Source organism: Candidatus Pantoea deserta, assembly GCF_003813865.1.
GTDB classification, from domain to species: domain Bacteria; phylum Pseudomonadota; class Gammaproteobacteria; order Enterobacterales; family Enterobacteriaceae; genus Pantoea; species Pantoea deserta.
In genome coordinates this window covers 47,588-71,384 of record NZ_RMVG01000013.1, presented here as the reverse complement: position 1 = coordinate 71,384, position 23,797 = coordinate 47,588, and the positions used below count along the sequence as shown (strand labels likewise).

25 protein-coding genes are annotated in these 23,797 nt (G+C 55.0%); 9 read left to right on the top strand and 16 right to left on the bottom strand.

The features are described 5' to 3' along the window. Nucleotides 1-9: 9 nt before the first annotated feature. From potC to potA, 3 genes are read right to left on the bottom strand one after another with little or no spacing between them, the layout of a single operon-like run. Nucleotides 10-783, bottom strand: a complete 774-nt coding sequence (gene potC / locus BBB56_RS16000) for a spermidine/putrescine ABC transporter permease PotC (RefSeq protein ID WP_123801935.1) — start codon at nucleotides 781-783, stop codon at nucleotides 10-12. Further along, nucleotides 780-1,640 (bottom strand): spermidine/putrescine ABC transporter permease PotB, encoded by an 861-nt coding sequence (gene potB / locus BBB56_RS15995; protein ID WP_123801934.1) that lies wholly within the window; start codon nucleotides 1,638-1,640, stop codon nucleotides 780-782. Before potB ends, potC begins: the two co-directional genes overlap by 4 nt. Further along, on the bottom strand, nucleotides 1,624-2,739 hold the full coding sequence (gene potA, locus BBB56_RS15990) for a spermidine/putrescine ABC transporter ATP-binding protein PotA (protein WP_123801933.1): 1,116 nt from the start codon (nucleotides 2,737-2,739) through the stop codon (nucleotides 1,624-1,626). The genes potB and potA overlap by 17 nt, the downstream gene beginning before the upstream one ends. Before the next feature lie 315 nt (nucleotides 2,740-3,054). On the opposite strand from potA, the gene pepT reads away from it, so the two are divergent. After that, complete coding sequence (gene pepT, locus BBB56_RS15985) at nucleotides 3,055-4,284, top strand: peptidase T (protein ID WP_123801932.1); 1,230 nt, start codon at nucleotides 3,055-3,057, stop codon at nucleotides 4,282-4,284. Nucleotides 4,285-4,361: 77 nt separating this feature from the next. On the opposite strand, the gene BBB56_RS15980 is transcribed toward pepT, so the two are convergent. The 8 genes from BBB56_RS15980 to rluE form a co-directional block, all read right to left on the bottom strand. Further along, the gene (locus BBB56_RS15980; RefSeq protein WP_123801931.1) at nucleotides 4,362-5,489 is read right to left on the bottom strand and encodes a ribosomal protein uL16 3-hydroxylase; all 1,128 of its coding nucleotides are present in this window, start codon (nucleotides 5,487-5,489) and stop codon (nucleotides 4,362-4,364) included. Between the two features lie 57 nt (nucleotides 5,490-5,546). Continuing rightward, nucleotides 5,547-7,007 (bottom strand): two-component system sensor histidine kinase PhoQ, encoded by a 1,461-nt coding sequence (gene phoQ, locus BBB56_RS15975; protein ID WP_123801930.1) that lies wholly within the window; start codon nucleotides 7,005-7,007, stop codon nucleotides 5,547-5,549. Next, nucleotides 7,007-7,675, bottom strand: coding sequence for a two-component system response regulator PhoP (phoP, locus tag BBB56_RS15970; RefSeq protein WP_123801929.1), 669 nt, complete (start codon nucleotides 7,673-7,675; stop codon nucleotides 7,007-7,009). Before phoP ends, phoQ begins: the two co-directional genes overlap by 1 nt. Nucleotides 7,676-7,781: 106 nt before the next feature. Then, the gene (purB, locus tag BBB56_RS15965) at nucleotides 7,782-9,152 is read right to left on the bottom strand and encodes an adenylosuccinate lyase (protein WP_123801928.1); all 1,371 of its coding nucleotides are present in this window, start codon (nucleotides 9,150-9,152) and stop codon (nucleotides 7,782-7,784) included. 40 nt (nucleotides 9,153-9,192) lie between these two features. Beyond that, nucleotides 9,193-9,834, bottom strand: coding sequence for a high frequency lysogenization protein HflD (gene hflD / locus BBB56_RS15960; RefSeq protein WP_123801927.1), 642 nt, complete (start codon nucleotides 9,832-9,834; stop codon nucleotides 9,193-9,195). Nucleotides 9,835-9,867: 33 nt separating this feature from the next. Next, the gene (gene mnmA / locus BBB56_RS15955; protein ID WP_123801926.1) at nucleotides 9,868-10,980 is read right to left on the bottom strand and encodes a tRNA 2-thiouridine(34) synthase MnmA; all 1,113 of its coding nucleotides are present in this window, start codon (nucleotides 10,978-10,980) and stop codon (nucleotides 9,868-9,870) included. Between the two features lie 43 nt (nucleotides 10,981-11,023). Beyond that, nucleotides 11,024-11,497 carry an NUDIX domain-containing protein gene (locus tag BBB56_RS15950; RefSeq protein ID WP_123801925.1) on the bottom strand — a complete coding sequence of 158 codons (474 nt, stop codon included), beginning with the start codon at nucleotides 11,495-11,497 and terminating at the stop codon, nucleotides 11,024-11,026. Between the two features lie 48 nt (nucleotides 11,498-11,545). Then, nucleotides 11,546-12,214: a 23S rRNA pseudouridine(2457) synthase RluE gene (rluE, locus tag BBB56_RS15945; RefSeq protein ID WP_123801924.1), complete on the bottom strand. Its 669-nt coding sequence runs from the start codon at nucleotides 12,212-12,214 to the stop codon at nucleotides 11,546-11,548. Nucleotides 12,215-12,310: 96 nt separating this feature from the next. Here rluE and icd point away from each other — a divergent pair, with 96 nt between their 5' ends. From icd to umuC, 6 genes are all read left to right on the top strand, one after another. Then, entirely contained in the window at nucleotides 12,311-13,561 is a 1,251-nt protein-coding gene (icd, locus tag BBB56_RS15940; RefSeq protein ID WP_123801923.1) for an NADP-dependent isocitrate dehydrogenase, read from the top strand. Between the two features lie 543 nt (nucleotides 13,562-14,104). Continuing rightward, nucleotides 14,105-14,800, top strand: coding sequence for an aquaporin Z (aqpZ, locus tag BBB56_RS15935; protein WP_123801922.1), 696 nt, complete (start codon nucleotides 14,105-14,107; stop codon nucleotides 14,798-14,800). Between the two features lie 937 nt (nucleotides 14,801-15,737). After that, nucleotides 15,738-16,022: a hypothetical protein gene (locus BBB56_RS15930; RefSeq protein WP_233593044.1), complete on the top strand. Its 285-nt coding sequence runs from the start codon at nucleotides 15,738-15,740 to the stop codon at nucleotides 16,020-16,022. 196 nt (nucleotides 16,023-16,218) lie between these two features. Then, nucleotides 16,219-16,356, top strand: a complete 138-nt coding sequence (locus BBB56_RS23510; protein WP_158673941.1) for a hypothetical protein — start codon at nucleotides 16,219-16,221, stop codon at nucleotides 16,354-16,356. An 822-nt stretch (nucleotides 16,357-17,178) separates the two neighbouring features. Then, a complete protein-coding gene (gene umuD, locus BBB56_RS15925) occupies nucleotides 17,179-17,598 on the top strand; it encodes a translesion error-prone DNA polymerase V autoproteolytic subunit (protein ID WP_123801921.1) in 420 nt (139 codons plus the stop codon). Nucleotide 17,599: 1 nt separating this feature from the next. Then, nucleotides 17,600-18,862 (top strand): translesion error-prone DNA polymerase V subunit UmuC, encoded by a 1,263-nt coding sequence (gene umuC / locus BBB56_RS15920; protein ID WP_123801920.1) that lies wholly within the window; start codon nucleotides 17,600-17,602, stop codon nucleotides 18,860-18,862. 25 nt (nucleotides 18,863-18,887) lie between these two features. Here umuC and BBB56_RS15915 read toward each other — a convergent pair whose 3' ends face one another. From BBB56_RS15915 to BBB56_RS15900, 4 genes are all read right to left on the bottom strand, one after another. Beyond that, entirely contained in the window at nucleotides 18,888-19,157 is a 270-nt protein-coding gene (locus BBB56_RS15915; protein ID WP_123801919.1) for a hypothetical protein, read from the bottom strand. A gap of 162 nt (nucleotides 19,158-19,319) precedes the next feature. Next, nucleotides 19,320-19,559 carry a regulatory protein YcgZ gene (gene ycgZ / locus BBB56_RS15910; RefSeq protein WP_123801918.1) on the bottom strand — a complete coding sequence of 80 codons (240 nt, stop codon included), beginning with the start codon at nucleotides 19,557-19,559 and terminating at the stop codon, nucleotides 19,320-19,322. Between the two features lie 299 nt (nucleotides 19,560-19,858). Beyond that, nucleotides 19,859-20,062 (bottom strand): hypothetical protein, encoded by a 204-nt coding sequence (locus tag BBB56_RS15905; protein WP_123801917.1) that lies wholly within the window; start codon nucleotides 20,060-20,062, stop codon nucleotides 19,859-19,861. A 138-nt stretch (nucleotides 20,063-20,200) separates the two neighbouring features. Then, entirely contained in the window at nucleotides 20,201-20,842 is a 642-nt protein-coding gene (locus BBB56_RS15900) for a TetR/AcrR family transcriptional regulator (RefSeq protein WP_123801916.1), read from the bottom strand. A 248-nt stretch (nucleotides 20,843-21,090) separates the two neighbouring features. On the opposite strand from BBB56_RS15900, the gene uraH reads away from it, so the two are divergent. Both uraH and BBB56_RS15890 read left to right on the top strand, forming a co-directional pair. Continuing rightward, entirely contained in the window at nucleotides 21,091-21,513 is a 423-nt protein-coding gene (gene uraH / locus BBB56_RS15895; RefSeq protein WP_123801915.1) for a hydroxyisourate hydrolase, read from the top strand. A 208-nt stretch (nucleotides 21,514-21,721) separates the two neighbouring features. Further along, nucleotides 21,722-23,020 (top strand): HdeD family acid-resistance protein, encoded by a 1,299-nt coding sequence (locus BBB56_RS15890; protein ID WP_123801914.1) that lies wholly within the window; start codon nucleotides 21,722-21,724, stop codon nucleotides 23,018-23,020. A 243-nt stretch (nucleotides 23,021-23,263) separates the two neighbouring features. On the opposite strand, the gene BBB56_RS15885 is transcribed toward BBB56_RS15890, so the two are convergent. Then, entirely contained in the window at nucleotides 23,264-23,449 is a 186-nt protein-coding gene (locus BBB56_RS15885) for a con-10 family general stress protein (protein WP_123801913.1), read from the bottom strand. Nucleotides 23,450-23,797: the final 348 nt, after the last annotated feature.

The window sequence follows — 23,797 nt, the reverse complement described above, 5'->3', positions numbered from 1 at the left end:
ATCAATCCTCTATTTGGTTTTATCACGGAGCAACAGCTGGCTAACGCCGACCAACAGCAGCGACAGCAGCAGTAAAATCGTCGCCAGCGCATTTACCTCCGGCGAGACGCCGACCTTGACCATCGAATAGATCTTCAAAGGCAAAATCTCAAAGGTCGGACCGGTCACGAAAGAAGAGACCACCACGTCATCCATCGACAGGGTAAAGCTCAGCAGCCAGCCCGCCGCCACCGCAGGCATCGCCAGCGGCAGAATAATTTTGCGCAGAATGGTGGTTTCGCTGGCGCCCAGGTCTTTCGCGGCCTCCAGCATGCGCACGTCAAAGCCCTTTAGCCGCGAATAGACGGTGATCGCCACAAAGGGCAGGCAGAACGTAATATGCGAAAAGAGCAGCGACCAGAAGCCGAGCGAAATGCCCAGCAGCATAAACAGCACCAGCAGCGAAATCGCCATGACAATATCCGGCGACATCATTACCACGAACAGCATGCCGCTAACGAAGGGTTTGCCGCGAAAGCGATAGCGGTAGAGGGCGACCGCGGTGAGCGAGCCGATAAGCGTCGCGCAGCTGGCGGAGAGCACGCCCATCATCAGCGAGTGCTGCGCGGCCTGAATCAGGCTGTCGTTGTTCATCAGCAGGCTGTACCACTGCGTGCTGAAACCCTGCCAGTTGATGCCAAAGCGCGACGCGTTAAACGAGTTGACGATCAGGATGACGATAGGGATATAAAACCAGGCGTAGATCACGGCCATAAAGCCGCCGCGTAGCAGGCGCGTCATCATTCCAGCTCCACCTTTTTGTTCAGCAGGCGCGCGGCGCGCCAGTAAAACAGCAGCATCAGGCCCATCAGCAGCGTCATGACAATGCTGGTGGCCGCGCCGAACGGCCAGTCGCGAATCGTCAGGAACTGGCTCTTAATCACGTTGCCGATCAGCAAATTCTTTGCGCCGCCCATCAGATCGGCCACATAGAACAGCCCCATCGCCGGGATAAGCACCAGCAGACAGCCCGCAGCGATGCCGGGCATGGTGAGCGGCAGGATAATGCGAAAGAAGGTCTGCGCTTTACCGGCGCCCAGGTCGCGTGCGGCTTCCAGACAGGCGCGATCCAGCTTTTCCAGGCTGGAGTAGAGCGGCAGCACCATAAAGGGCAGCAGGATATAGATCAGGCCGAGGATCACCGCCTGCGGCGTGTACATAATGCGAAAAGGCGACTCGATGACGCCCAGCCACAATAAAAAGTCATTCAGCCAGCCGCGCGTGCTGAGAAAAATTTTCAGCCCGTAAATGCGGATCAGCGAATTGGTCCAGAAGGGCACAATCAGCAGAAACAGCATCAGCGGGCGCAGGCGCGCCGGCAGTTTTGTCAGGCACCAGGCGAAGGGATAGCCCAGCAGCAAGCAGCTAAGCGTGGCGATAACCGCCATATTCAGCGAGTGCAGCAGCACTTCGCCGTAGAGGGGATCGAGCAGCCGCGTATAGTTACTGAACGTAAATACGCCGCGCACGAAGCGCGCGTCGTCGCGCGTCAGAAAGCTGGTGATAAAAATCATCAGGTTTGGCAGCAGCACAAACAGCGTCAGCCAGCCGACGATTAGCGCCGTGACGCCTTTCTGGAAACGATTACGCATCAGTTTCATACGGCAGCACCACCTCCCAGCTGGGCACCCAGTTCACCGCCATTTTCTGATTAAGCGAGTGATCGAAGTCGGGATCGTCTTCATTAAAGAACTCGCTTACCGTGACCAGCTTGCCGTTTTCCAGCTCCACGGTAGATTCCAGCGTCATGCCCTTATAGTTGCGCTCGCGCACGTAGCCGATTAACCCTTCCACCGCCTGGTCGCTGTGCACTTCGTCAACGCGCAGATCTTCCGGTCGCAGCAGAACGTGCAGGCGATCGCCGACGCTCGCCGGGAAGGAGCAATGAATATCGCATTCCCGACCCTCCACGCGCGCGCGCAGGCGCGGCGCATCGCGGATGTCGAGCACGTCGGCGTCAAAGACGTTTATTTCGCCGATAAAGCGCGCTACAAACAGATTTTTCGGCTCTTCATAGATTTCGCGCGGCGTGCCGTCCTGCTCAATCTTGCCGTCGCGCATGACCACGATGCGATCTGACATGGTCAGCGCCTCTTCCTGATCGTGGGTGACGAAAATAAAGGTAATGCCGAGCTTGCGCTGGAGCGCTTTTAATTCGTTCTGCATCTGTTTGCGCAGCTTGTAATCCAGCGCCGAAAGCGACTCATCGAGCAGCAGCACTTTGGGGCGATTCACCACCGCGCGCGCGATGGCGACGCGCTGCTGTTGACCGCCGGACAGCTGATGCGGACGGCGATCGGCAAAGGTTTCCAGCTGCACCATCGCCAGCGCCTCGCTGACGCGCGCGGCGATCTCGGCATGCGGAGTTTTCTGCATGCGCAGGCCAAAGGCCACGTTTTCAAACACCGACATGTGCGGAAAGAGCGCGTAGCTCTGGAATACGGTATTAACGTGGCGGTGCTCGGCGGGGGTATCGGTGATGTCATTGTCATCCAGCATCACGCGGCCGCTGTCGACCTCTTCCAGCCCGGCGATCAGCCGCAGAATAGTGGTTTTGCCGCAGCCTGACGGACCGAGCAGAGTAATAAATTCTCCGTGTCCGATAGTCAGGTTAAAGTCGCTGATAATGGACTTGCCGTCGAAAGCTTTACTGATGCCAGAAAGCGTAACCAGCGCCTGCTGCGCGCGTGTTTGCGTCATTTTAGTCACTCAGTTGGTAATGAGGTCGAACAGGTTACAGCATAGCCGTTGGTAACGGCCTGCCAGCGAGAGGGCGCGATGATACCTGAAAATCATGGCAATGCCATGTTTTGACGGTGAAAAGAGCGTATAACGCGCGACCCTGCGCATGATACCGCCTGCGATAAATGCGCCTTTTGATGCAGCCCCTGGTTTTTTTCCTTCATCGCTTCTGCAATCGCGCAGCGCAGGTTAACCTGTCAGATAATGATATGACGCAACACGCGTCGGATACGGCTGTTGATAATAACAGTCTGCTTCTTTGAAGGATGGCATATGGACCAGTTACTTGAACGTTTTCTAAGTTATGTGGCGATAGAGACGCAGGCTAAACCGCAGGCGCGTCAGGTGCCGAGCAGTGAAGGGCAGTGGACGCTGGCGCGCAAGTTGCAGGAAGAGCTGATTGCGCTGGGTTTTGTTGACGTATCCCTCAGCGATCACTGCTGTGTAATGGGCACGCTGCCCGCTAATGTCGACTGGCCGACGCCGGTGATCGGCTTTATCTCCCATATGGATACCTCGCCTGACTTTACGGCGAAAAATGTCAATCCGCAGATTATTGAGCACTATCGCGGCGGCGATATTGCGCTGGGCACGGGTGAAGAGGTGCTGTCGCCGGTGATGTTCCCCATCCTGCATAAGCTGACCGGCCATACCCTGATCACGACCGACGGTAAGACGCTGCTCGGCGCTGACGATAAGGCCGGCATTGCTGAAATCATGACGGCGATGGCGCGCCTCGCTAAAGGCGATATTCCGCACGGCGCTATTCGCGTAGCCTTTACCCCGGATGAAGAGATCGGACGCGGCACCTCTCATTTCGATGTGGAAGGGTTTGCCGCCGACTGGGCTTATACCGTGGACGGTAGCGATCTGGGCGAATTTGAGTATGAGAACTTTAACGCTGCGTCAGCGGTGGTGAAGATTGTGGGCAATAATGTGCATCCCGGCTCGGCAAAAGGCGTCATGGTGAACGCGCTGGACGTGGCGACCGCCTTCCATGCGGAAGTTCCGGCGAAAGAGCGCCCGCAGTTTACTGACGGCTACGAAGGCTTTTACCATCTGCACCAGATGAAGGGCACAGTAGAGCACGCCGAGTTGCAGTACATTATTCGCGATTTCGACACGGCATCGTTTGAGCAGCGTAAGCAGGTGCTGACGGCGATCGCGGAGCGTATTAACGCCGGTTTGCATAAAGACTGCTCAGTGACGGTAGAGATCAGCAACAGCTATCGCAATATGCGTGAGAAGGTGGAGCCGCATCCGCATATTATCGAACTGGCGCTACAGGCCATGCGCGACTGCGGCATCGAGCCAAAGGTGAAGCCGATCCGCGGCGGCACGGATGGCTCAGCCCTGTCGTGGAAGGGACTGCCGTGCCCGAACATCTTTACCGGCGGCTATAACTATCACGGCAAACATGAGTTCGCCTCGCTCAATATCATGGCGCAGGCGGTTGATGTGATCGTGCGGCTGGCGGCACTGGCCGCAGAGAAAAAGGCGTAAAACGCGCGCCCGCCTCAGGGTGAGCAGGCGCCTGGGTACAGTGGTCAACGCTCCCGTCAGGGAGCGTTTTATGTTGCTTACTCAGCGTCGCCGAAATACCAGTATCCGGCGTTAACCAGCGCGGCCAGCTGCGCCAGCAGCGACGGATCATCCAGCGCCTCACCGAAATCCTCAAGGCTTAGCTGATGGCGGTGCGCCAGCGCTGTCAACACTGCCGGCTGTGAACACTCGACGCGCTCGCCGTTAACATAGACCGCCTCGCCGATAGTCAGCACGCGCAGGCCGCCCAGACGCGACAGCGTATCGCCCTGTTGCAGCGCATCGTAGATCTCATCAGGCTGATAGGGCGGTTCCGGCGGCGCCACGTCCAGCTCATGACGAGACTGAGAAATAAATTCGCCGAACCAGTTAGCGAAATGCTCTGGCTGATCGATAACGTCCTGCATGACCTTGCGAATGCCTTCCAGCTCCTCCGGCAGGATTTGCGACGGGCAGTCGCGCGCGGGCACGTCAGGGTCGCTGTAGCGATAGCTGCCCAGTTCGCGCGCCAGCACGTAATCAGCGAAACCGCTGATCAGTTCGCGGCCGCTGGGCGCGCGGAAACCCACTGAGTAGTTGATGGCGTTTTCCAGCGAATAGCCTTCATGGGGAAAGCCCGGTGGAATATAGAGAATATCGCCCGGCTCCATCTCTTCATCGATGATGGCGTCAAACGGCTCCACCTGGAGCAGGTCGGGATGCGGGCAGTGCTGCTTCATCGGCACTTTTTCCCCGACGCGCCAGCGGCGGCGGCCGGTGCCCTGAATAATAAAGACGTCGTACTGATCGAAGTGCGGACCCACGCCGCCGCCCGGTACGGCGAATGAAATCATCAGGTCGTCAATGCGCCAGTCCGGCAGAAAACGGAACGGACGCATCAGCGCCGCCGACGGCTCATGCCAGTGGTTGACCGCCTGTACCAGCAGCGACCAGTTATTTTCACCGAGATGATCGAAGCTTTCAAACGGGCCGTGGCTCACCTGCCATTTACCGTTGTTATGGCTCACCAGGCGGCTGTCCACCTCGTTTTCCATTGCCAGCCCGGCCAGCTCGTCAGGAGAGATAGGGTCAATAAAGTTTTTAAATCCGCGTTTGAGCAGCACCGGGCGTTTTTGCCAGTAGCGCTGAATAAAGTCGGGCCAGTTAAGATCGAGCTGATAGTCCATAGAGTGGTTCCACATGGGGCGGTAAATGCAGGCAAGTATAACAGCCCGCGCGCCTTTCTACTCGCGGCGATGTTCGACTTCCTGGCGTCGGAAGATAACTTCCATGCGCGCCCCCCCCAACGGACTGGATGTAGCAATCACCTGGCCCTCATACTGCTCCAGAATATCGACCACGACGGCAAGGCCCAGGCCCTGGCCGGGACGCAGCGTATCGGCGCGCTGTCCGCGTACAAACACCAGGTCGCGTTTGCTTTCGGGAATGCCCGGACCGTCATCATCAATAAACAGATGCAGCGCCTGATCGGTCTGGCGCGCGCTGACTTCGATAAACTCCAGACAATATTTACAGGCGTTATCCAGCACGTTGCCCAGCACTTCCATAAAGTCGTTCTTGTCGCCGATAAAGGTGACTTCCGGAGAAACGTCCAGCGTAATCTCTACGCCTTTGTGCTGATACACCTTATTGAGCGCGGAGCAGAGGCTGTCGAGCAGCGCGGAAACCGGGTGCAGATCGCGCAGCAGGGGGTTGTGGTCCGCCTGCATGGTGGCGCGATGCAGATAGTAGCCGATCTGCTGCGAAATGCGGCTGATCTGCTCCAGCATCACCGGCTCGGCCTGTTCTATCGTGACCTCTTTGCTGTTGCGCAGCGAACGCAGCGTGCTTTGCAGGACCGCCAGCGGCGTCTTCAGGCTGTGCGTCAGGTCGGAAAGGGTAGTGCGATAGCGGGTATAGCGCTGCCGTTCGTTGCTCAACAGCAAATTAAGATTGCGCACCAGGCTGCGCAGCTCCTGCGGCGGCGAGTCGTCGAGGTTCTCACGCTGGTTGGTTTCCAGCTCGCGTATCTGCGTGGCAAGACGTCCAATCGGACGCAGGCTCCAGTGCGCCGCCAGCCACAGTAAGGGGATTACCAGAATCAGGTTGGCCGCCAGCACATAGCTGAACCATGACCACACCACATCGGAATGCTGAAGTTCCTGCGGGATCGAATCCACGACCACGATGGTTAACGCAGGCAGGTTGGTGGTGGCGTCGTAGCGGTTGACGGCCACCGAGTGGGTAAAGGTATCGTTGCTGTCATTATCGATGGCGTGCAGCCGTTTTTGCGCCGACAGATCGTTGCCAATGGCGACGGCGCTGGTGCGGTTGCTGGTGTCGATCTCATAGAAGTCAGGCTTCAGCAGCCACTCAGGCTGAATTTTCGCGCGGATTTCAGGCACGTCGCGCTGTTGCCACAGCAGCTTGCCCTGCTCATCGTAAATAAACACCAGCGTCGGGAAATTCAGCGTCATGCGCTCTGGCTGCGCAATCGTCAGCTGGTTGTTTTGCCACTGCGCCAGCGTAAAAAACAGATTACTTTCGCCGCGCATAACGCGGTAGGTATTCTTGTCGAAGCTGACGACATAGCCGATAACGGCCACCATGCCGTATGACAGCGAGAGAAACAGCACAATAGCCGAACAGGCCAGCAAAAAGCGGGCGCGCAGCGAAAGCGGGCGATAGCGTGTAAACCACTTCATCAGATGTCGAAACGGTATCCCTGCCCACGTACGGTTGTGATCACCTCATCCGTATGCAGCGCCTGAATTTTCTTACGCAACCGTCCCATCAGCACATCAATGGTATGGCTTTCACGCAGCTCGGCATCGGGGTAGAGCTGTAGCATCAGCGAGTCTTTGCTGACCACTTTACCGGCGTTGCGGATCAGGGTTTCCACGATGGTGTATTCAAAGGCGGTCAGCTTGACCGGCTGGTCGTGGATAGTGAGTTCGCGGCGCGACAGATCGACCTGGAAGGGCGTCATATCGATGATCTGCGAGGCGTGTCCGCTGTTGCGGCGCATCAGCGCCTGTAGACGCGCGGCCACTTCTTCAATATGGAAAGGTTTTGTCACGTAGTCATCGGCGCCGGCTTCCAGCGCCTCGACTTTGGCCTGCCAGCCTTCGCGGGCGGTCAGCACCAGAATAGGCTGACGCACCGACTGGCCGCGCCAGCGGCGGATCAGCGACATGCCGTCTTCATCCGGCAGGCCAAGATCAACCAGCGCGATGTCCGGCAAATGCTCCTGCAAAAAATAGTCGGCTTCCTTTGCGTCCTCAGCGGCATCGACCTGATGACCCATTTCACGCAGTTGAACGGCGAGATGATGGCGTAACAGAGCATTATCTTCCACAACCAAAACACGCATGGCTTGTCCTTAATTATTCAGAACATTCAGTAGAGATAAAGTATACGCAAAATCATTTAAACAAAAGGTTAACGCAGACGGGCCTGAACCCGCCTGCGAAATCCCCTTATTTCAGATCGTCAACCATCTGAATCGCGCGGCCCAGATAGTTAGCCGGCGTCATCTGTTTCAGGCGCGTTTTTTCCTCTTCCGGCAGCGCCAGGCTGTCGATAAAGGTTTGCATGCCTGCCGCATCGACGCGCTTGCCGCGCGTCAGCTCTTTCAGCTTCTCGTAAGGCTTTTCAATGCCGTAGCGGCGCATCACGGTCTGAATCGGCTCGGCCAGCACTTCCCAGTTGTGATCCAGCTCGTCCAGCAGGCGGTCGCGGTTCACTTCCAGCTTAGATACGCCTTTCAGCGTCGCCTGATAGGCGATCAGCGCATAACCGACGCCCACGCCGAGGTTGCGCAGCACGGTAGAGTCGGTGAGGTCGCGCTGCCAGCGTGATACCGGCAGCTTGCTCGCCAGATGCTGCATGACGGCGTTCGCCAGGCCCAGGTTGCCTTCGGAGTTTTCGAAGTCAATCGGGTTAACCTTGTGCGGCATAGTAGAAGAGCCGATTTCGCCTGCAATGGTTTTTTGTTTGAAATGGTTCAGGGCGATGTAACCCCAGATGTCGCGATCGAAGTCGATCAGGATGGTGTTAAAGCGCGCCATACAGTCAAACAGCTCGGCAATATAGTCGTGCGGCTCGATCTGGGTGGTGTAGGGGTTCCAGGTAATGCCCAGCGAGGTCACGAACTGCTCGCTCAGCTGGTGCCAGTCGACCTCAGGGTAGGCGGCGATATGGGCGTTATAGTTGCCTACCGCGCCGTTGATCTTGCCCAGAATCTCAATCTTGCTCAGCTGACGCTGCTGGCGCTCCATGCGGTAGGCGACGTTAGCCATCTCTTTGCCCATCGTCGAGGGCGTGGCCGGCTGGCCGTGGGTGCGCGACAGCAGAGGAATGTCGCGGTATTCGTGCGCCAGGCGTTTTACCGCATCAATAAGCTGCTGCCAGTAGGGCAGGATCACGTCGCGACGCGCGGTTTCCAGCATCAGCGCATGAGACAGGTTATTAATATCTTCAGAGGTACAGGCGAAGTGGATAAATTCAGACACGGCGTGCAGCGCCGGGACGTTTTCCACTTTCTCTTTCAGAAAGTATTCCACTGCTTTCACATCATGATTAGTGGTGCGTTCAATGGTTTTGATGCGCGTCGCGTCTTCTTCGCTGAAATTTGCCACAATCGCGTCAAGGAAAGCGTTTGCGTCGCCATCAAATGCAGGAACTTCCTTGATCTCTGCGGTGGCCGCCAGTTTTTGTAACCAGCGTACTTCAACCTCAACGCGGAATTTCAGCAAACCGAATTCGCTGAAAATGGCGCGTAGCGGGCTGACTTTATCGCCGTAACGACCATCGACAGGTGAAACGGCGGTCAGAGAGGATAATTCCATCAGTGCAACTCCTGAATCGTTAACAGTATGGCTTTCCGGCTCAGTAAGCCAGAGGGAGCCGGGATAAAATGGTTTTCGCCTCGCGCAGCAGACGCTGGCGCGAGAACATCAGCTGAAAGCGGCCGCCGCCGACCTGCTGCCACAGCACGGCGGCGCGAATGCCCGCCAGCAGCGCGGCGCGAACCCGGCTCTGCAACACGGGATTCTGTAAGACGGTGGGGGAGCCGGTCACCTGAATACGTGGGCCGAGCGGGCTGATCACATCGACATAGATGCCGGCCATGGCGCTGGTAATAGTTTCCGAGCCTGGCTCATAGTGCGCCAGCTGACGGTCGAGCTGGCTAATGCGCTGCGCCAGCGTCGCCAGCGCGGTTTTACTGGCGCTCAGCTTGCGCTCCAGCACCATCATGCTCAGCGTATAGCGCGTCAGCTCCGCGCCTGCGCCCTGACGGCTGCCGCTGTTGAGCACCGCCATCAGCGTTTCCAGTCCGAGGCGCAGATGGGATTCATCGTTGCCGAACACCGCCAGCGTAGAGGCGGGGTTAAGATCGATCACGCTACGCAGCGAAACCTCAAGGGCTTCCGGCTGGCACTGGCCCTGATGCGCCAGCTGCTGGACCAGATGCGCCGCCTGGCAGATACCCGCCAGCGCCAGCGTGATGTCGTAATAATTTTTAGCCACGGTTACTCCTGTCTACGCGTCAGCAGGGCCGACTTAATCTGCAATCAGCGGCAGGCGCTCTTCAATAATACCGCCGCCAAGGCAGCGATCGCCGAGGTAGAAAACGGCGGACTGGCCCGGCGTGACCGCCGCAACCGGCGCGTCAAAACGCACTTCGATACGATCCTCGCCGTGCGGGATCACTTCGCAGGGAATATCGGTCTGGCGATAGCGGGTTTTCACCGTGCAGCGCAGCGGGGCAGCGATCGGCTGACGGTCGACCCAGTGGAGCTGCTGGGCGATAAGGCCCACCGACATCAGACGCGGATGGTCGCCGCCCTGGGCCACAATCAGACGATTGCGCGCCACATCTTTATCGACCACGTACCAGGGATCGTCGTTGCTCTCTTTCAGCCCGCCAATGCCCAGCCCTTTACGCTGACCCAGCGTGTGGTACATCAGCCCCTGATGCTCGCCGACCACCTGACCGTCAACGGTCTCGATCTCGCCCGGCTGCGCGGGCAGATAGCGGCCAAGGAAGTCGCGGAATTTGCGTTCGCCGATAAAGCAGATGCCGGTAGAATCTTTTTTCTTCGCGGTGATGAGATCCAGCTCTTCGGCGATGCGGCGCACCTCGGGCTTCTCCAGCTCGCCGACCGGGAACAGGCTCTGGGCGATCTGCTCGTGGCTCAGCGTATAGAGGAAATAGCTCTGATCTTTGTTGCCGTCGAGACCGCGCAGCAGCTGGCTTTTGCCGTCGACGTCCGCGCGTCGCACGTAGTGGCCGGTAGCGATATAGTCCGCGCCGAGATCTTCCGCCGCAAACTCCAGGAAGGCTTTAAATTTGATCTCTTTATTGCAGAGAATATCGGGATTGGGCGTGCGGCCCGCTTTGTACTCCTCAAGGAAGTGCTCAAAAACGTTATCCCAGTACTCTGCCGCAAAGTTGATTTTGTGCAGTTTGATGCCGAGCTTGTCGCAGACTGCCTGCGCATCCGCCAGATCGTCCGCGGCGGTACAATACTCCTCGCCGTCGTCTTCCTCCCAGTTCTTCATGAACAGGCCTTCTACCTGATAGCCCTGCTGTTGCAGTAGCCAGGCGGATACGGAAGAATCGACGCCGCCGGACATACCGACGATCACTTTTTTCTGGCTGTTGTCAGACATGACGCACTCTTGATTACGATAAAAAAACAGGCGGCATATTCTATCACGCGTCGGCGTGGCGCGCACCCTCATGAAACGGCCACTGGAACGGCGCAATCAGGTGCAGCGGATAGCGCGCGCCCTGGCGCCACAGCCTGACGCTTTCGGCAACCAGCGGCGAACGCAGGTTATCTGCCGCGATAATCTGCTGCGGCGTACACCACCAGCAGCAGTCGATGTCGCTGTCCTGCGGCGCGGTGGGACGCTTTTCCGGCAGATCGACGCCAAACAGAAAACGCACAAAAGGCGTGTTATCCGGCGCGATCCACTGCTGTACGCCGAGAAAATAGTCGGGCGGGCAGTCAATGCCGGTCTCCTCGCGCAGCTCGCGGCGTGCCGCTTCGAGCAGGGTCTCGTCTGCTTCAAGATGACCAGCAGGCTGGTTCCAGGTGGCGCGACCGTTAACGCGCTCTTCTACCACTAACAGTTCGCCTTCAGCCTGGACGATACAGGCCACGGTGACATGAGGTTTAAACATCTATTCTCCCGAATGGTTAACCTGACGTTATCGAAAAAGTGAACATTTTCAGGCCGACGCGTCGATTTCGCGCCATTCGCCCGGCGCTAATCCATCCAGCCGGTACTCGCCCATGGCATAGCGGATCAAACGCAGCGTCGGGTAGCCGATATGCGCCGTCATGCGGCGCACCTGGCGGTTGCGGCCTTCGTGAAGGGTGATTTTTAGCCAGCTGGTGGGTATCGCCTTACGTTCGCGAATCGGCGGCTGGCGCGGCCAGAGCCAGGCGGGTTCAGCGACCTTTTCGACGCCCGCCGGCAGCGTAGGGCCATCTTTCAGATTAACCCCATGACGCAGCGCCGCAAGATCGCTCTCCTGCGGTTCGCCCTCAACCTGAACATAGTAGATTTTACCGGTACGCTTACCCGGCTGAGTCAGCGCGGCCTGAAGCGCGCCGTCGTTGGTCAGCACCATCAGGCCTTCGCTGTCGCGGTCCAGACGGCCTGCGGCGTACACATCGCCGATCGGGACAAAATCCTTTAGCGTCTGGCGGCCGGCCTCATCGCTAAACTGTGGCAGAACATCGAATGGTTTGTTAAATAATATGACGCGCCGCGGCCCGCGGGGGCGCGGCGGATTACGCTGAGCGCCGCGCTGCGCGCGGTCAGGGCGTTTATGCTGGTGAATTTGCTGGGAACTTTTTCGCATGAGCTTTGCAGTCGGTGACAATCGGCGCATTATAACGCGAAACAGCGACGATTGGCGCGGCGTAAATATTCAAGTATCATGACGTCACATCTTACAATTTATTAACAAAACGCCCAGGAGAGGTTAATGGAAAGCAAAGTAGTTGTTCCGGCGGAAGGTCAAAAAATCACCCTGGATCAGGGCAAGCTCAACGTACCTAATAACCCGATCATTCCTTACATCGAAGGTGACGGTATCGGCGTTGACGTTTCTCCGGTGATGCTGAAGGTGGTTGATGCCGCTGTGAAGAAAGCCTACAACGGTGAGCGCAAAATCTCCTGGATGGAGATTTACACCGGCGAAAAATCAGTTGAACTTTACGGCCAGGATGTCTGGCTGCCGCAGGAAACCCTCGACCTGATCAAAGAGTACCGCGTTGCCATTAAAGGCCCGCTGACTACCCCGGTTGGCGGCGGTATTCGTTCACTGAACGTTGCGCTGCGTCAGGAGCTGGACCTTTACGTCTGCCTGCGTCCGGTGCGCTACTACAAAGGCACTCCTAGCCCGGTTAAACGTCCTGAAGATACCGATATGGTGATCTTCCGTGAAAACTCCGAAGACATTTACGCGGGTATCGAGTGGAAAGCCGGTTCTGCCGACGCTGACAAAGTGATCAAATTCCTGCGCGACGAAATGGGTGTGAAGAAAATTCGCTTCCCGCAGGACTGCGGCATCGGCGTGAAGCCGTGTTCGGAAGAGGGGACCAAACGTCTGGTGCGCGCTGCGATTGAGTATGCGATCACCAACGACCGCGACTCTCTGACGCTGGTGCACAAAGGCAACATCATGAAGTTCACCGAAGGCGCGTTCAAAGACTGGGGCTACCAGCTGGCGAAAGAGGAGTTTGGCGCTGAGCTGGTGGACGGCGGTCCCTGGATGAAGATCAAGAACCCGAACACCGGTAAAGAGATCATTGTTAAAGATGTGATTGCCGATGCGTTCCTGCAACAGATCCTGCTGCGTCCGGCAGAGTACGACGTTATCGCCTGTATGAACCTGAACGGCGACTACATCTCTGACGCCCTGGCTGCGCAGGTTGGCGGCATCGGTATCGCGCCGGGCGCTAACATCGGCGACGAATGCGCGCTGTTTGAAGCGACTCACGGTACTGCGCCGAAATATGCTGGCCAGGATAAAGTGAACCCAGGTTCCGTTATTCTCTCTGCGGAAATGATGCTGCGCCACATGCAGTGGTTCGAAGCGGCAGACCTGATTGTTAAAGGCATGGAAGGCGCAATCGCCAATAAAACTGTGACTTATGACTTCGAGCGTCTGATGGACGGCGCTAAACTGCTGAAATGTTCAGAGTTTGGCGACGCTATTATCGAAAATATGTAACAGGCTGACATCGCCGCAACCGGCATCAGCGTCAGGCTGATGCCGGTTTTTTTATCCCTGAAGAAAAAGAAATGCTCTCTTTGCCTGACGCGGTTACGCTCTTTTTACATAAATAATAAAAATAAGAAAACGTTCTGAAATTTATATTCACATGAAAATGCCATAATTAATAACAGTGCAACATACATGCTATTTTTATGGGCTAAACCTTTTTGTTCTGTTTTTTAAAATGATATAGATCACAAAAGCCCGCTTATTATTAATTACAATCGGTCCGGTATGTTGTTAAGCGACCCGGCTCAAACAACGTCATCAAAATGTAATTCTTATTATTGGTATTAAAAACTCGCCCTGTTGATTCAGGGTTTTTTTTTGCGCCTGTAATATCGATGCCGTTGAGTCAGATGACGGCATCGCTGGTCAGTAACGCAGGCAAACCGGTTATACGCCAGACTACCTCACCTTGCTCTCCATTCCATTAACGTCGACAGACTTGCATATTATGCACCTCATTGACCTTTAGTAGATTTAAAGGAAGAAGAAATGTTAAGAAAAACTGCCGCTGAATTTTTCGGCACTTTCTGGCTGGTATTCGGTGGTTGTGGAAGCGCGGTCCTCGCTGCGGCTTATCCGCAATTGGGAATTGGTTTTACCGGCGTGGCTTTCGCGTTCGGTCTGACGGTTTTAACCATGGCCTATGCGGTGGGGCATATCTCCGGCGGACACTTTAATCCGGCCGTTACCTTAGGCCTGTGGGCGGGCGGGCGCTTTTCTGCCAGAGCCGTTATGCCTTATATCCTCGCTCAGGTTATCGGCGGCATTGCCGCAGGCGCTGCGCTCTACCTTATTGCCAGCGGTAAAGCCGGGTTTGATGTGACCGCCAGCGGCTTTGCCGCCAATGGCTTCGGCGAGCACTCCCCTGGCGGTTATTCGCTGCAATCAGCGGTTATTATTGAACTGCTGCTGACGGCATTCTTCCTGCTGGTGATCATGGGCGCGACGGACAAAAAGGCGCCCGCAGGCTTCGCGCCCATTGCCATTGGTCTGGCGCTGACGCTGATCCACCTTATCAGCATTCCGGTGACCAATACCTCGGTAAACCCGGCGCGCAGTACGGCCGTCGCGCTGTTCCAGGGCACCTGGGCCATACAGCAGCTTTGGCTCTTCTGGCTGGCGCCGATTGCCGGCGGCTGTGCGGGTGGGCTTATTTACCGCTGCCTTTTACAGCGCGAAGAATAATTGTCGCGCGCGCTGCCTTTAACGCTAACCTCGCTTTATGGCGAGGTTTTTTTTGTCAGAAAATAGCGGTTTATTCGTGCCGCTTTTTCCTGTTTTTGTAAATCAGACTCATTGATTATTAGTTATAAAAATTTATCAAATCTGTTTAGGCGTTAGTGGAAATAGTTATCTGGCTGTTAATTTTCCTGCGCAGCTGATAAAAAATGCTACTATTTAGCACTCAGGGTACAGTGTCATGAATGCCGGGAAACCCTCATGGGCGGCAGTTAAATCGCGGTCCATTTCCAGGCATTCATGGTCGCCTTTCACACAGCGTTAGCTGATCGAGCCGCGTATGCAAGATGGTTTCTATTGGGTTCAGGCGGGAAACGATCCGCCGCAGGTCTGGTACTATTTATCACAGTTTGGCTGGTACCGACCTCAGGTCTCTGTTCCGGTAACCTCCGCCTGGTTTAAACGTATGTCGTATAAAATTATTAGCGACAGGCTGTTGCCGCCTGCGCACACTGATGAACCGGATAACCCCTAAGCCAGCGGCTTATGCTTATACCCGACAGCGCGCGCGCTTTTGCCGGTTGCATTCACCATTAAGGGATCAGGCGGCGGCAGAAACAGATAACGAATTTGATAATAGCGGAGCGGTATTACGCGCGAAAAATAAAGCGAAGCCGTAATTAAAAAATGATATAACCGCCTCTTTTTTACCTTATTACTGTTATTTTTTTCACTTAAAAAGTTCCTTTAATGCAGCATAAGCGGCTGCTTAGCTGTCGGGTCGCGTGTAAATCGATGCTTATTTGATTTAAATCAAATGTATTGGCGGGAAAGGGCGTCAGGCCCACGCGAATGACTCTTTTAATCACTGGTTTGCCACTTTGTATCAATTATAATGCGCGGGCGCGACCGGGTTTTAGGTAGATGCGGTAATGATAATCAGGTGAATCAAGTGAATTATAAGCAGTTTCAAACCAGGATTGAGTACTGGGAAAAGATATTTTTTACGTCCATTATATACAGCAAATATGGGGCGGATTTTGAAATTTACGCTATTGACGAAAACAGTAATGCAAAAAGCCGGATATTTATCTGTTATGCCGATAATGAAGCAGAGGCTCATCGACTCGTTGACCAGTTTTCAGCCTGGCTACCTAAAATAAATGCGGGGCGTAAACGCCTCCACAGTGCGCGCCAGCGCGAAGAAGCGCAGCTGCCGCATGAGTAGCATTGCCGGGCGCGTGTTTGCAAGCGCCGCTGCCGCGACCGCTGCGGAATGGCTCACAGGCTTGCGCTCTGTTTTCTGCTCCAGCAGGGCGGCATGAGTAACCCTGATCGCCTTTGCGGAAAAAACCGTCAAGGGCGATAAAAAAAGCCCCCAAAAGGGGGCAAGGGGTTGGAGTAACAGCCGCTCAATAACAGATATGGATTTCATTATTGAGCCAGTTAAAAATAGCCAGGCCTGCGGAATTTTTCCTGCCAACGGCGGAAAAATAAAATTAGAGGTCGAACCATTAGCAGTCTATGTAACAGGACAGCCTGAATTTATTACCTTTTTATGACGGTAAAGGCGTGCTCAGAATTATCTGTAAACCAGACGCGGCCGGGAAAAATGACATCGTCGCACAGCCATCCTTTATCGGCGCGGAAAGGTAAGTCTGATATTTGAGCGGAAAATCGGCGTGCAGAACAGGGAAATAAAAAATGCCCCCGCATAGCAGGGGAAGTCATATAGAGAAAAGAAAGACTCGTAGAGCAATATCTCTGGTGGAGGCTTTGGCTCAGAATTCATTTTCATCATAACATAGTAAAAACACGGCGCCAGCTATTTAAAATAAATAATTACCTGACTCTCGTATTGTTAGACCTCTAATTTTCACCCTGTACTCCTTTTTTATTAAAGTCTATTTCCTTATCTTTTCCTGAATATTTACCTTGAAGACGTAAAAAAAATTTATCTTTGTTAAAACAGGCGAGGTGTAACGGGATTAACGCATACCGACAATCAACCGCGCCGGTTAAGGTGACTGAACGATAAAAAATGCGCCTTTAGCGTAAAAAGGGTTACGACGCCTGAAGAAAAAGCTGCGTTTCCTGATGCGGGCCGGCAAGACCAGTAACAGGCGATAAAGGCGTCGGAACGGCGCGAAAAACAAAGGGAAAGGTCTTGTGTCAGCTCCCTTTTATGTGGCGAGATTATCACCATATCAGTTTGAATTAAGTCGATATTTTGCTCAAATCCGTCTTTGACGCCGCACGCTTACAAAAAATAATTCCTTCAGCGTCAGTAGTTTCAACATTTTCCTCCGCGCTGCGCCTTGATTAAATCATGAGTTTGATATTACTGTATTTATATACAGTACAGGATAAAAGGAGTCTCTCTCATGAAGTTATATCGCCCTGCGGAAGTCCGCGATCTGTTGCCTTTACCGCTTTACGCCGAGCGCGTGCCCTGTGGATTTCCCTCACCGGCTCAGGACTATATTGAGAAGCGAATCGATCTCAACGATTTAATGGTGCAGCATCCCAGCGCGACCTACTTTCTCAGGGTCAGCGGCGACTCCATGATTGAAGCAGGGATCTGCGAAGGGGATATGATTGTGGTTGACTGCTCTCTGCGGGCGAAACATGGCGATATTATCGTGGCGGCCCTTGACGGCGAATTTACGATTAAACAACTCCGTCTACACCCCTCTGTTTTACTGGTGCCCGCCAACAGCAAACACAGCCCGATACCCATTAACACGCCCGAAGCGCTGGAAGTCTTCGGCGTGGTGACCTACGTCATTAAATCGACGCACTGATATGTATGCGCTAGTGGATGTAAACAGTTTCTATGCCAGCTGCGAAAGAGTTTTTCGTCCCGATCTAAAGGGCGTGCCTATTGTCGTGCTGTCTAACAACGACGGTTGCGTGATTGCCCGCAGTGACGAAGCCAAAATGCTCGGCATCAGCATGGGCGCGCCCTTCTTTAAGCTGAAAGAGATAGTGCGCAGACACAGAGTTCAGGTATTCAGTTCCAACTATACGCTCTATGCCGATATGAGCGACCGGGTCATCACGACGCTGGAGGCGATGTCGCCTGCGGTTGAGATCTACAGCATCGATGAAGCGTTTCTTAACCTGAGCGGCGTGAGTTTCTGTCAGCCGCTTGAGGCATTTGGCTATGCCGTTCAGGATCGCGTATGGCGAGAGACTCACCTCAGGGTAGGCGTCGGCATTGGCCCGACGAAAACGCTGGCTAAGCTGGCCAACTACGCGGCGAAAAAATATCGCGCGACAAAAGGGGTCGTCGATCTGTCGTCTCCTGAACGACAGCGTAAGCTGATGGCGCTGGCGCCGGTAGAAGAGGTGTGGGGCGTCGGCGGGCGCATCAGCAAAAAGCTGCGCCAGATGGGCATTGAAAACGCGCTACAGCTGGCCGAAAGCTCAACCTGGGTGATACGCAAACACTTTAACGTTGTGCTGGAGCGCACGGTGCGCGAACTGCGCGGCGAGTCCTGCCTGGCGCTTGAAGAGGTGGCGTCAGCAAAGCAGCAGATCGTCTGCTCACGCTCGTTTAGCACGCGCATCACCGATTACCAGCAGGTAAGGCAGGCGGTCTGCCAGTACGCCGAGCGTGCGGCTGAAAAGCTGCGCCAGGAAAAGCAGTTCTGTCGCCAAATCGGCGTGTTTGTGAAAACCAGTCCGCACGCCGCGAACGAGACCTACTATGGCAACCAGGCGTCGGGTCAACTGCTGACGCCGTCCAGTGATACCCGCGATATTGTTCGTGTAGCGACAGAGGCGTTAGATCGTATCTGGCTGGACGGCTATCGTTATATGAAAGCAGGCGTCATGCTGGGCGATTTTTTTAGCCAGGGCGTGGCGCAGCTACAGCTCTTCGATCCGTGCGGACCGCGCGCTAACAGCGAGGCCCTGATGCAGGTGGTTGACCGTATTAATCAGGATGGCAGGGGAACGCTCTGGTTTGCCGGGCAGGGGATTGATAAGCCCTGGGCGATGAAGCGCGAGATGTTGTCGCCCGCTTATACCACCCGTTTTTCCGATCTGCCGATCGTCAGATAAGCTGTCCCTCAGCGGTGGCGCGCGCTCAGTGCTTTTTCGCCCCGGCTGATACCGACTCGCTACCGCTGCGCCGGGGCGGCTCAGCGACGGCACGGGCGGAAGGAAGCTCTGTGCGGACTTCCGCCAGCGCCAGCGCGAGAGCCTGCTGGCGATCGCGGTTGGTTTCCTTCGCCGCCATGGCGCTGAGACGATTCGCCAGCGATGCGCCTGATACCGGCGCATTTTGCTTAAGCAGCCAGGCAACGGCTTCGCCCGTCACATAGTCCGTAAGTTTTTCAAGTTTACTTCTGTGCATACCCGCATCTCTAAAAACAGTATTTGCCTGCTGGCCGGGCAGCCTGGGTGGAAGCCAGCCGCGGGAACAGGACGGCCTGCGGCAGTGACTCTGTCTTACCGGCTCTGTGGTGAATCATGCTGCGGTAACACGCTGAAAGCAATGGCCGACATACAATTAATTTTAGCGCCCAAATAGCAGGCCGATTAATTTCTGGTAATGCTGTTGCTCTTCTGGGCAAGTCGCCATCTCCAGGCGGGCGAGCAGTTTCGCGCATAACGTTTTTCTGCTGAGCGGGTTTCCCGCGCGCAGGATCTCCACCACAATCTGGCCTAAGGTCTCTTGCTCGGTAGGAAGCGTGGCCTGGCTAAAGTAATGGGCAATATCACTGGCTGTTGTTGAGGTGGTGTCGGTCTGGCGCATAAGCAACCCTTAAGTATCAGCGTGATTAAAATATGGTCAGTGAAGTCAGCGTTAAAGTTATACAATTTTTTTATGCTTGTACAGGATTAACTGCCCGCATTTGTCTGGTTTTTGCTCTTTGCGGCAACGCAAATAATAACAACAGGTTATAAAAATTCTTCCCGCAAACAGGCGGGGGCGCACGCGGCTGATCCGGTACTAAAAAAAGCATGAAATAAAATTAATTTACCGCACACCGGCGAGGCTTACCGAATGGATTAGCGCCACGCTGAACTGAACCATTGCCGCCGCGAAAGAGATCAGTGTAATTTGCTGGCCAGCAAACGCATGGCGCGTTCGCACGCTGCCTGTATCGCTGGGTCGCCGGACCGCTGACCTGTTCGATACAGCGCGCCGATAATTTCCTGCAAAGGAAGCGCCTCGCCAGGCTGCAAAATTTGCGCGACTACCCGGCCAAGCAGCGCGTAAATTTCATCGCTATCAGCAGCGTCATCGTGCTTCAATGTGCCTCCTGAAACGGGCTAAAGACAAAATACAAGTCATGTGTAAACGCACTTTTTTATGACTGTTCGACCTGAAAGAGCACAGAGGAACCTGTCGCTTCAGGTAAAGCGACCTGTGCAGGAGGTATTAGGAAACAGTTATTTCCTAATAGGGCAAGCACCCTGGTCCAGGATACCGAGAAGCATATTAATCGTTTCCGCGCCATTAGTCACATCCTGAACTTTACCCAGCACACGCATGCCGAAGGCAACGCATAACAGCACGCCGGCTGCGGTTTCAGCATCCAGCCGCGCGGAAACAGACCCGTCTTGCTGGCCCTGTTGCACCAGCGAGACAAGAAAATTACGGTTGCGAAGCACCGCCTGCCGCACCAGTTCTGAAAGATCCTGGTCAAGGTTTTGTAGCTCAACGGTGCTGCCGACGACCAGACAGCCGCGACGTCCTTCAATCTCTTCGGCAGAGTCGAGATAAAACTGCAACAGTTCCGCGATGCGCGCTCTGCCGTCAGCACAGTGCTCAAGACGGCCGCGCAGATCGCTGTTGCGTATCGAGATATAGCGCTCAAACACGCGCAAAAACAGTGTGCGCTTGTCTTTGAACGCCTTGTAGATGCTGCCTGCGGTAAGACCCATCGCTTCGCTGAGATCGGTGACCGACGAGGCGTGAAAACCTTTTTGCCGGAACACGATCATGGCGTCATCAAGGGCTTTTTCCGTATCGAAGGCTCTGGGTCTGCCTCGTTCTCTGGCGGGAGCAGAAGATGATTTGGGTCGCGTCATGGATAAAATTAATAGCCTGTTTAGTGTTAAATTACCATAACCGCCGCGCGGCATGAAAATTAAAAAAGCGTGCCGGGAAAGCGGGCCGCCCGGCCGTTGCGTACAGGCTATAAAACCCTTTGTGTTATTCACGCGATAGCGGGGCGGAGTAACGCGCTTCTCAGAAATTTCAGATACGCAGGATGAAGTTGCGCCATGACGCAGCGGCTGGTTTAGGCTGATGGCGTCAACATAAAAAAGGATGACTTATGAAAAGTGTATTAGCGATCTGTGGTGCCGCCGTTCTGGCCTGTGCTTTCTCTGCCTCCGCCGCTGAACCTGCGGCGATGAAAAACGCGATCAGCGTGCACGTACTGAATTTACAAACCGGCATCCCGACGCCTGGCGTGGCGGTGGAGCTGGATCAGAATCAAAACGGCAACTGGGTAAAGCTGGCAACGGGCGTGACCGACGCTAACGGCAGGATCGGTGCCTTGTATCCCGCAGGAAAACAGGCGGAGCAGGGCGTTTATAAAGTGGTGTTTAAAACCGGCGACTATTACGCTGGCGTAAAACAGAAAACCTTTTTCCCGGAGATCCCGGTGATCTTTACGCTCGATAACAGTAACCAGCACTACCACATTCCGCTGCTGCTGAGTCCTTACGGCTATTCGACCTACCGCGGCAACTAACCGTCCGGCCTGAAGCGTTCCCCGGCTTCAGGCCGTTTTTTATCCCGCGCATTAAGCGAAAATTAATCTTTCTCTCGTACGCTTCGCTCACTGATTCAACCGACCTTCAACGATAAGGATATGGCCTGCCGGAAAAGGAACATCCCTTGCCGCACGGCATCCAACAAGACAAATCAGGCGTTGAGCATTTTGACAGGGGCGTACGGCTTTGTTGCGATTGCTTTTTTTATTAATGGGCGGCCCGGCGCTGCGCGCCAGCTGGCCGTGGCTGCTGCTTACCGGCTTGCTCTGTATCGCGGCCAGCGCAGGCATTGTGCTGGATATGCTGGATCACAGCACGCTGTTGATTCCTCTCTGCCTGCTGGGCATCTTCCTGAGCGTCGAAGGGCTAATGCAGGCCTGGCGTGCGCGCGTCGTGGCATCCGGCGGCTGGCGAGCAAAGCTCAAGGCGTTATCGCTGATCGTGCTGGGGGCGATGATGCTGGCTGCGCCTCAGGTGAAAGGTCTCAGTCTGGCCTGGCTGTTCGCCATCGCCTTTATCTTTGACGGCGGCTTCCGCATTATCTCCTGTAGCCTGATGCGCTGTCGTCGCTGGCAATACAAGCTGGCGATCGGCGGCGCAGAGTGGCTGTTTAGCCTGCTGATTGTCAGCGACTGGCCGCTGCCTCATCGCGTCACCATCCCGCTGGGATTTGCCGTTCTGCTGCTGGGCTGGGCATTTTCTCTGTTACAGATGGCGTGGCAAATTCGCGCGCTGCCGCCCAACACCAGCGTCGCGGCGCTGCCGCTGTTTACCCGCAAAGGGCTGCGCAGGCCGCACGGCTTCGATTATTTGCACCCGCCTTATGCCGGGGAGCCGGTCAGCACGCCGCTCACGATTTATATCTGGACGCCGCTGGGATCCGGCAACGTCGCCGGTCGTCGCCCCTGGTTTGACCGCTGGGTCGCGGCGATCGATCATCGCGGCCAGGTGTCGACCGGCCATACCGCGCTGGAGATGGGCGACAGCCTCTATGTCAGTCTCTATCCGGTCGAGGATATGACCTGTAACCTCAGCGGCTTTTTACGCATGCTGCATGCGCGCGAAGAGAACGACGTGGCGGGTTTTCATCAGCGCTCGTTCGCCCGCGAGGTGAAAACCTGGTGCCTGCCGGATAAGCGGCTGTCGCTGCGCCGCTATAACCAGCAGGCGCTGAGCCACTACTGGGCAAGGCACGGTCAGGACTGCCGCTACAACCTGACTTCGCGCAACTGCTCAACCAGCGTGATGCAGGCGCTGGATGTCGCCACTGAAGGGCTGCTGGGCACGCATGGCTATGAGGCGCTGCTGAATCCCGACTTCTGGCTGCTGAGCCTGATCCGCAGCAGAGCCGAAGGCATGACGTGGACGCCGGGACTGGTCATGGACTATGTCAGCGTATTGAATCGCGTGCTGGAGTCGGAGACGCGCAAAAACGGCACGGTAGCAGAGGTTATTTTTGCCCACAGAAGTCCCGGCGCGAAATAAAACGAAGCGGTAACTTTTTTTTGAAATATAACAGCAATAGACTGGTTTCGATTTTTTTTCTGGCAGAGTTCAGAGGTAATAAAATTGACCTGGAAGGCAGAAGAGAAAAATAAGAGATTGAAGGTCGGGCAGGTGGCTATGATAAATGCGTAATGCCGCAGCTCACTATTTTTCAGGAAAGGGATCGAACGCGTGTTTTTTTCTGCAAACAGCCGGGAATAGCTTCCCGGCTGTTTTTGACGATTAACTGGGACTCTTTTCCGCAGCTGAGCGGCGGCTGAGCTTGCCGCCGACCCGACCAGCTTCTACCGCGCGTTCCCGGTTATATTTGAAATTGCCGCTGCTCATCTGGCCGCCTTTTTTTCCTGCCTCGCGCGCCCTTTCTGGATTAGCGGCAAAATTGCCTGCACCACCACGTCGTTGAGTCATACCAATTCCTCTCTATAAAAAAGAAACAAGAATTAAAAAGAATCTAATACGCTTCAACTATGTAAGGTGATGTCATATTTTGCAATGTGACATTCTGGATGAAACTTATGGCTAATTAGGTTGAGAAATAACTGTTTCCTAATAAAAGATTACCTAATAGCTTAACGGCAAAGGGGAAAAAAGTTATTTTTGTACAGGTTTAAACCTGGTTGTACAATTTAACAGCTTGTGCTGAAATGTGATGTACGTCACATAAAAAGCCGGTTTTTCGCCGGTATCTGCCGTTAAGGCAGGTCAAAAAATACCGCGCCTGATGAAACAACAGGCGCGGCATTTAACCGTCAGACA

What these genes read in the sequence shown, in the direction of transcription:
- pepT (WP_123801932.1), top strand. Translation starts at nt 3,055, where the DNA reads ATGGACCAGTTACTTGAACGTTTTCTAAGTTATGTGGCGATAGAGACG.
- umuD (WP_123801921.1), top strand. Translation starts at nt 17,179, where the DNA reads ATGAAGTTATATCGCCCTGCGGAAGTCCGCGATCTGTTGCCTTTACCG.
- uraH (WP_123801915.1), top strand. Translation starts at nt 21,091, where the DNA reads ATGAAAAGTGTATTAGCGATCTGTGGTGCCGCCGTTCTGGCCTGTGCT.
- phoP (WP_123801929.1), bottom strand. Translation starts at nt 7,675, where the DNA reads ATGCGTGTTTTGGTTGTGGAAGATAATGCTCTGTTACGCCATCATCTC.
- rluE (WP_123801924.1), bottom strand. Translation starts at nt 12,214, where the DNA reads ATGCGCCGATTGTCACCGACTGCAAAGCTCATGCGAAAAAGTTCCCAG.
- BBB56_RS15980 (WP_123801931.1), bottom strand. Translation starts at nt 5,489, where the DNA reads ATGGACTATCAGCTCGATCTTAACTGGCCCGACTTTATTCAGCGCTAC.
- BBB56_RS15915 (WP_123801919.1), bottom strand. Translation starts at nt 19,157, where the DNA reads ATGCACAGAAGTAAACTTGAAAAACTTACGGACTATGTGACGGGCGAA.
- BBB56_RS15900 (WP_123801916.1), bottom strand. Translation starts at nt 20,842, where the DNA reads ATGACGCGACCCAAATCATCTTCTGCTCCCGCCAGAGAACGAGGCAGA.
- purB (WP_123801928.1), bottom strand. Translation starts at nt 9,152, where the DNA reads ATGGAATTATCCTCTCTGACCGCCGTTTCACCTGTCGATGGTCGTTAC.
- mnmA (WP_123801926.1), bottom strand. Translation starts at nt 10,980, where the DNA reads ATGTCTGACAACAGCCAGAAAAAAGTGATCGTCGGTATGTCCGGCGGC.
- potB (WP_123801934.1), bottom strand. Translation starts at nt 1,640, where the DNA reads ATGAAACTGATGCGTAATCGTTTCCAGAAAGGCGTCACGGCGCTAATC.
- potA (WP_123801933.1), bottom strand. Translation starts at nt 2,739, where the DNA reads ATGACGCAAACACGCGCGCAGCAGGCGCTGGTTACGCTTTCTGGCATC.
- umuC (WP_123801920.1), top strand. Translation starts at nt 17,600, where the DNA reads ATGTATGCGCTAGTGGATGTAAACAGTTTCTATGCCAGCTGCGAAAGA.
- ycgZ (WP_123801918.1), bottom strand. Translation starts at nt 19,559, where the DNA reads ATGCGCCAGACCGACACCACCTCAACAACAGCCAGTGATATTGCCCAT.
- aqpZ (WP_123801922.1), top strand. Translation starts at nt 14,105, where the DNA reads ATGTTAAGAAAAACTGCCGCTGAATTTTTCGGCACTTTCTGGCTGGTA.
- phoQ (WP_123801930.1), bottom strand. Translation starts at nt 7,007, where the DNA reads ATGAAGTGGTTTACACGCTATCGCCCGCTTTCGCTGCGCGCCCGCTTT.
- BBB56_RS15950 (WP_123801925.1), bottom strand. Translation starts at nt 11,497, where the DNA reads ATGTTTAAACCTCATGTCACCGTGGCCTGTATCGTCCAGGCTGAAGGC.
- BBB56_RS15885 (WP_123801913.1), bottom strand. Translation starts at nt 23,449, where the DNA reads ATGACTCAACGACGTGGTGGTGCAGGCAATTTTGCCGCTAATCCAGAA.
- icd (WP_123801923.1), top strand. Translation starts at nt 12,311, where the DNA reads ATGGAAAGCAAAGTAGTTGTTCCGGCGGAAGGTCAAAAAATCACCCTG.
- potC (WP_123801935.1), bottom strand. Translation starts at nt 783, where the DNA reads ATGATGACGCGCCTGCTACGCGGCGGCTTTATGGCCGTGATCTACGCC.
- BBB56_RS23510 (WP_158673941.1), top strand. Translation starts at nt 16,219, where the DNA reads ATGGATTTCATTATTGAGCCAGTTAAAAATAGCCAGGCCTGCGGAATT.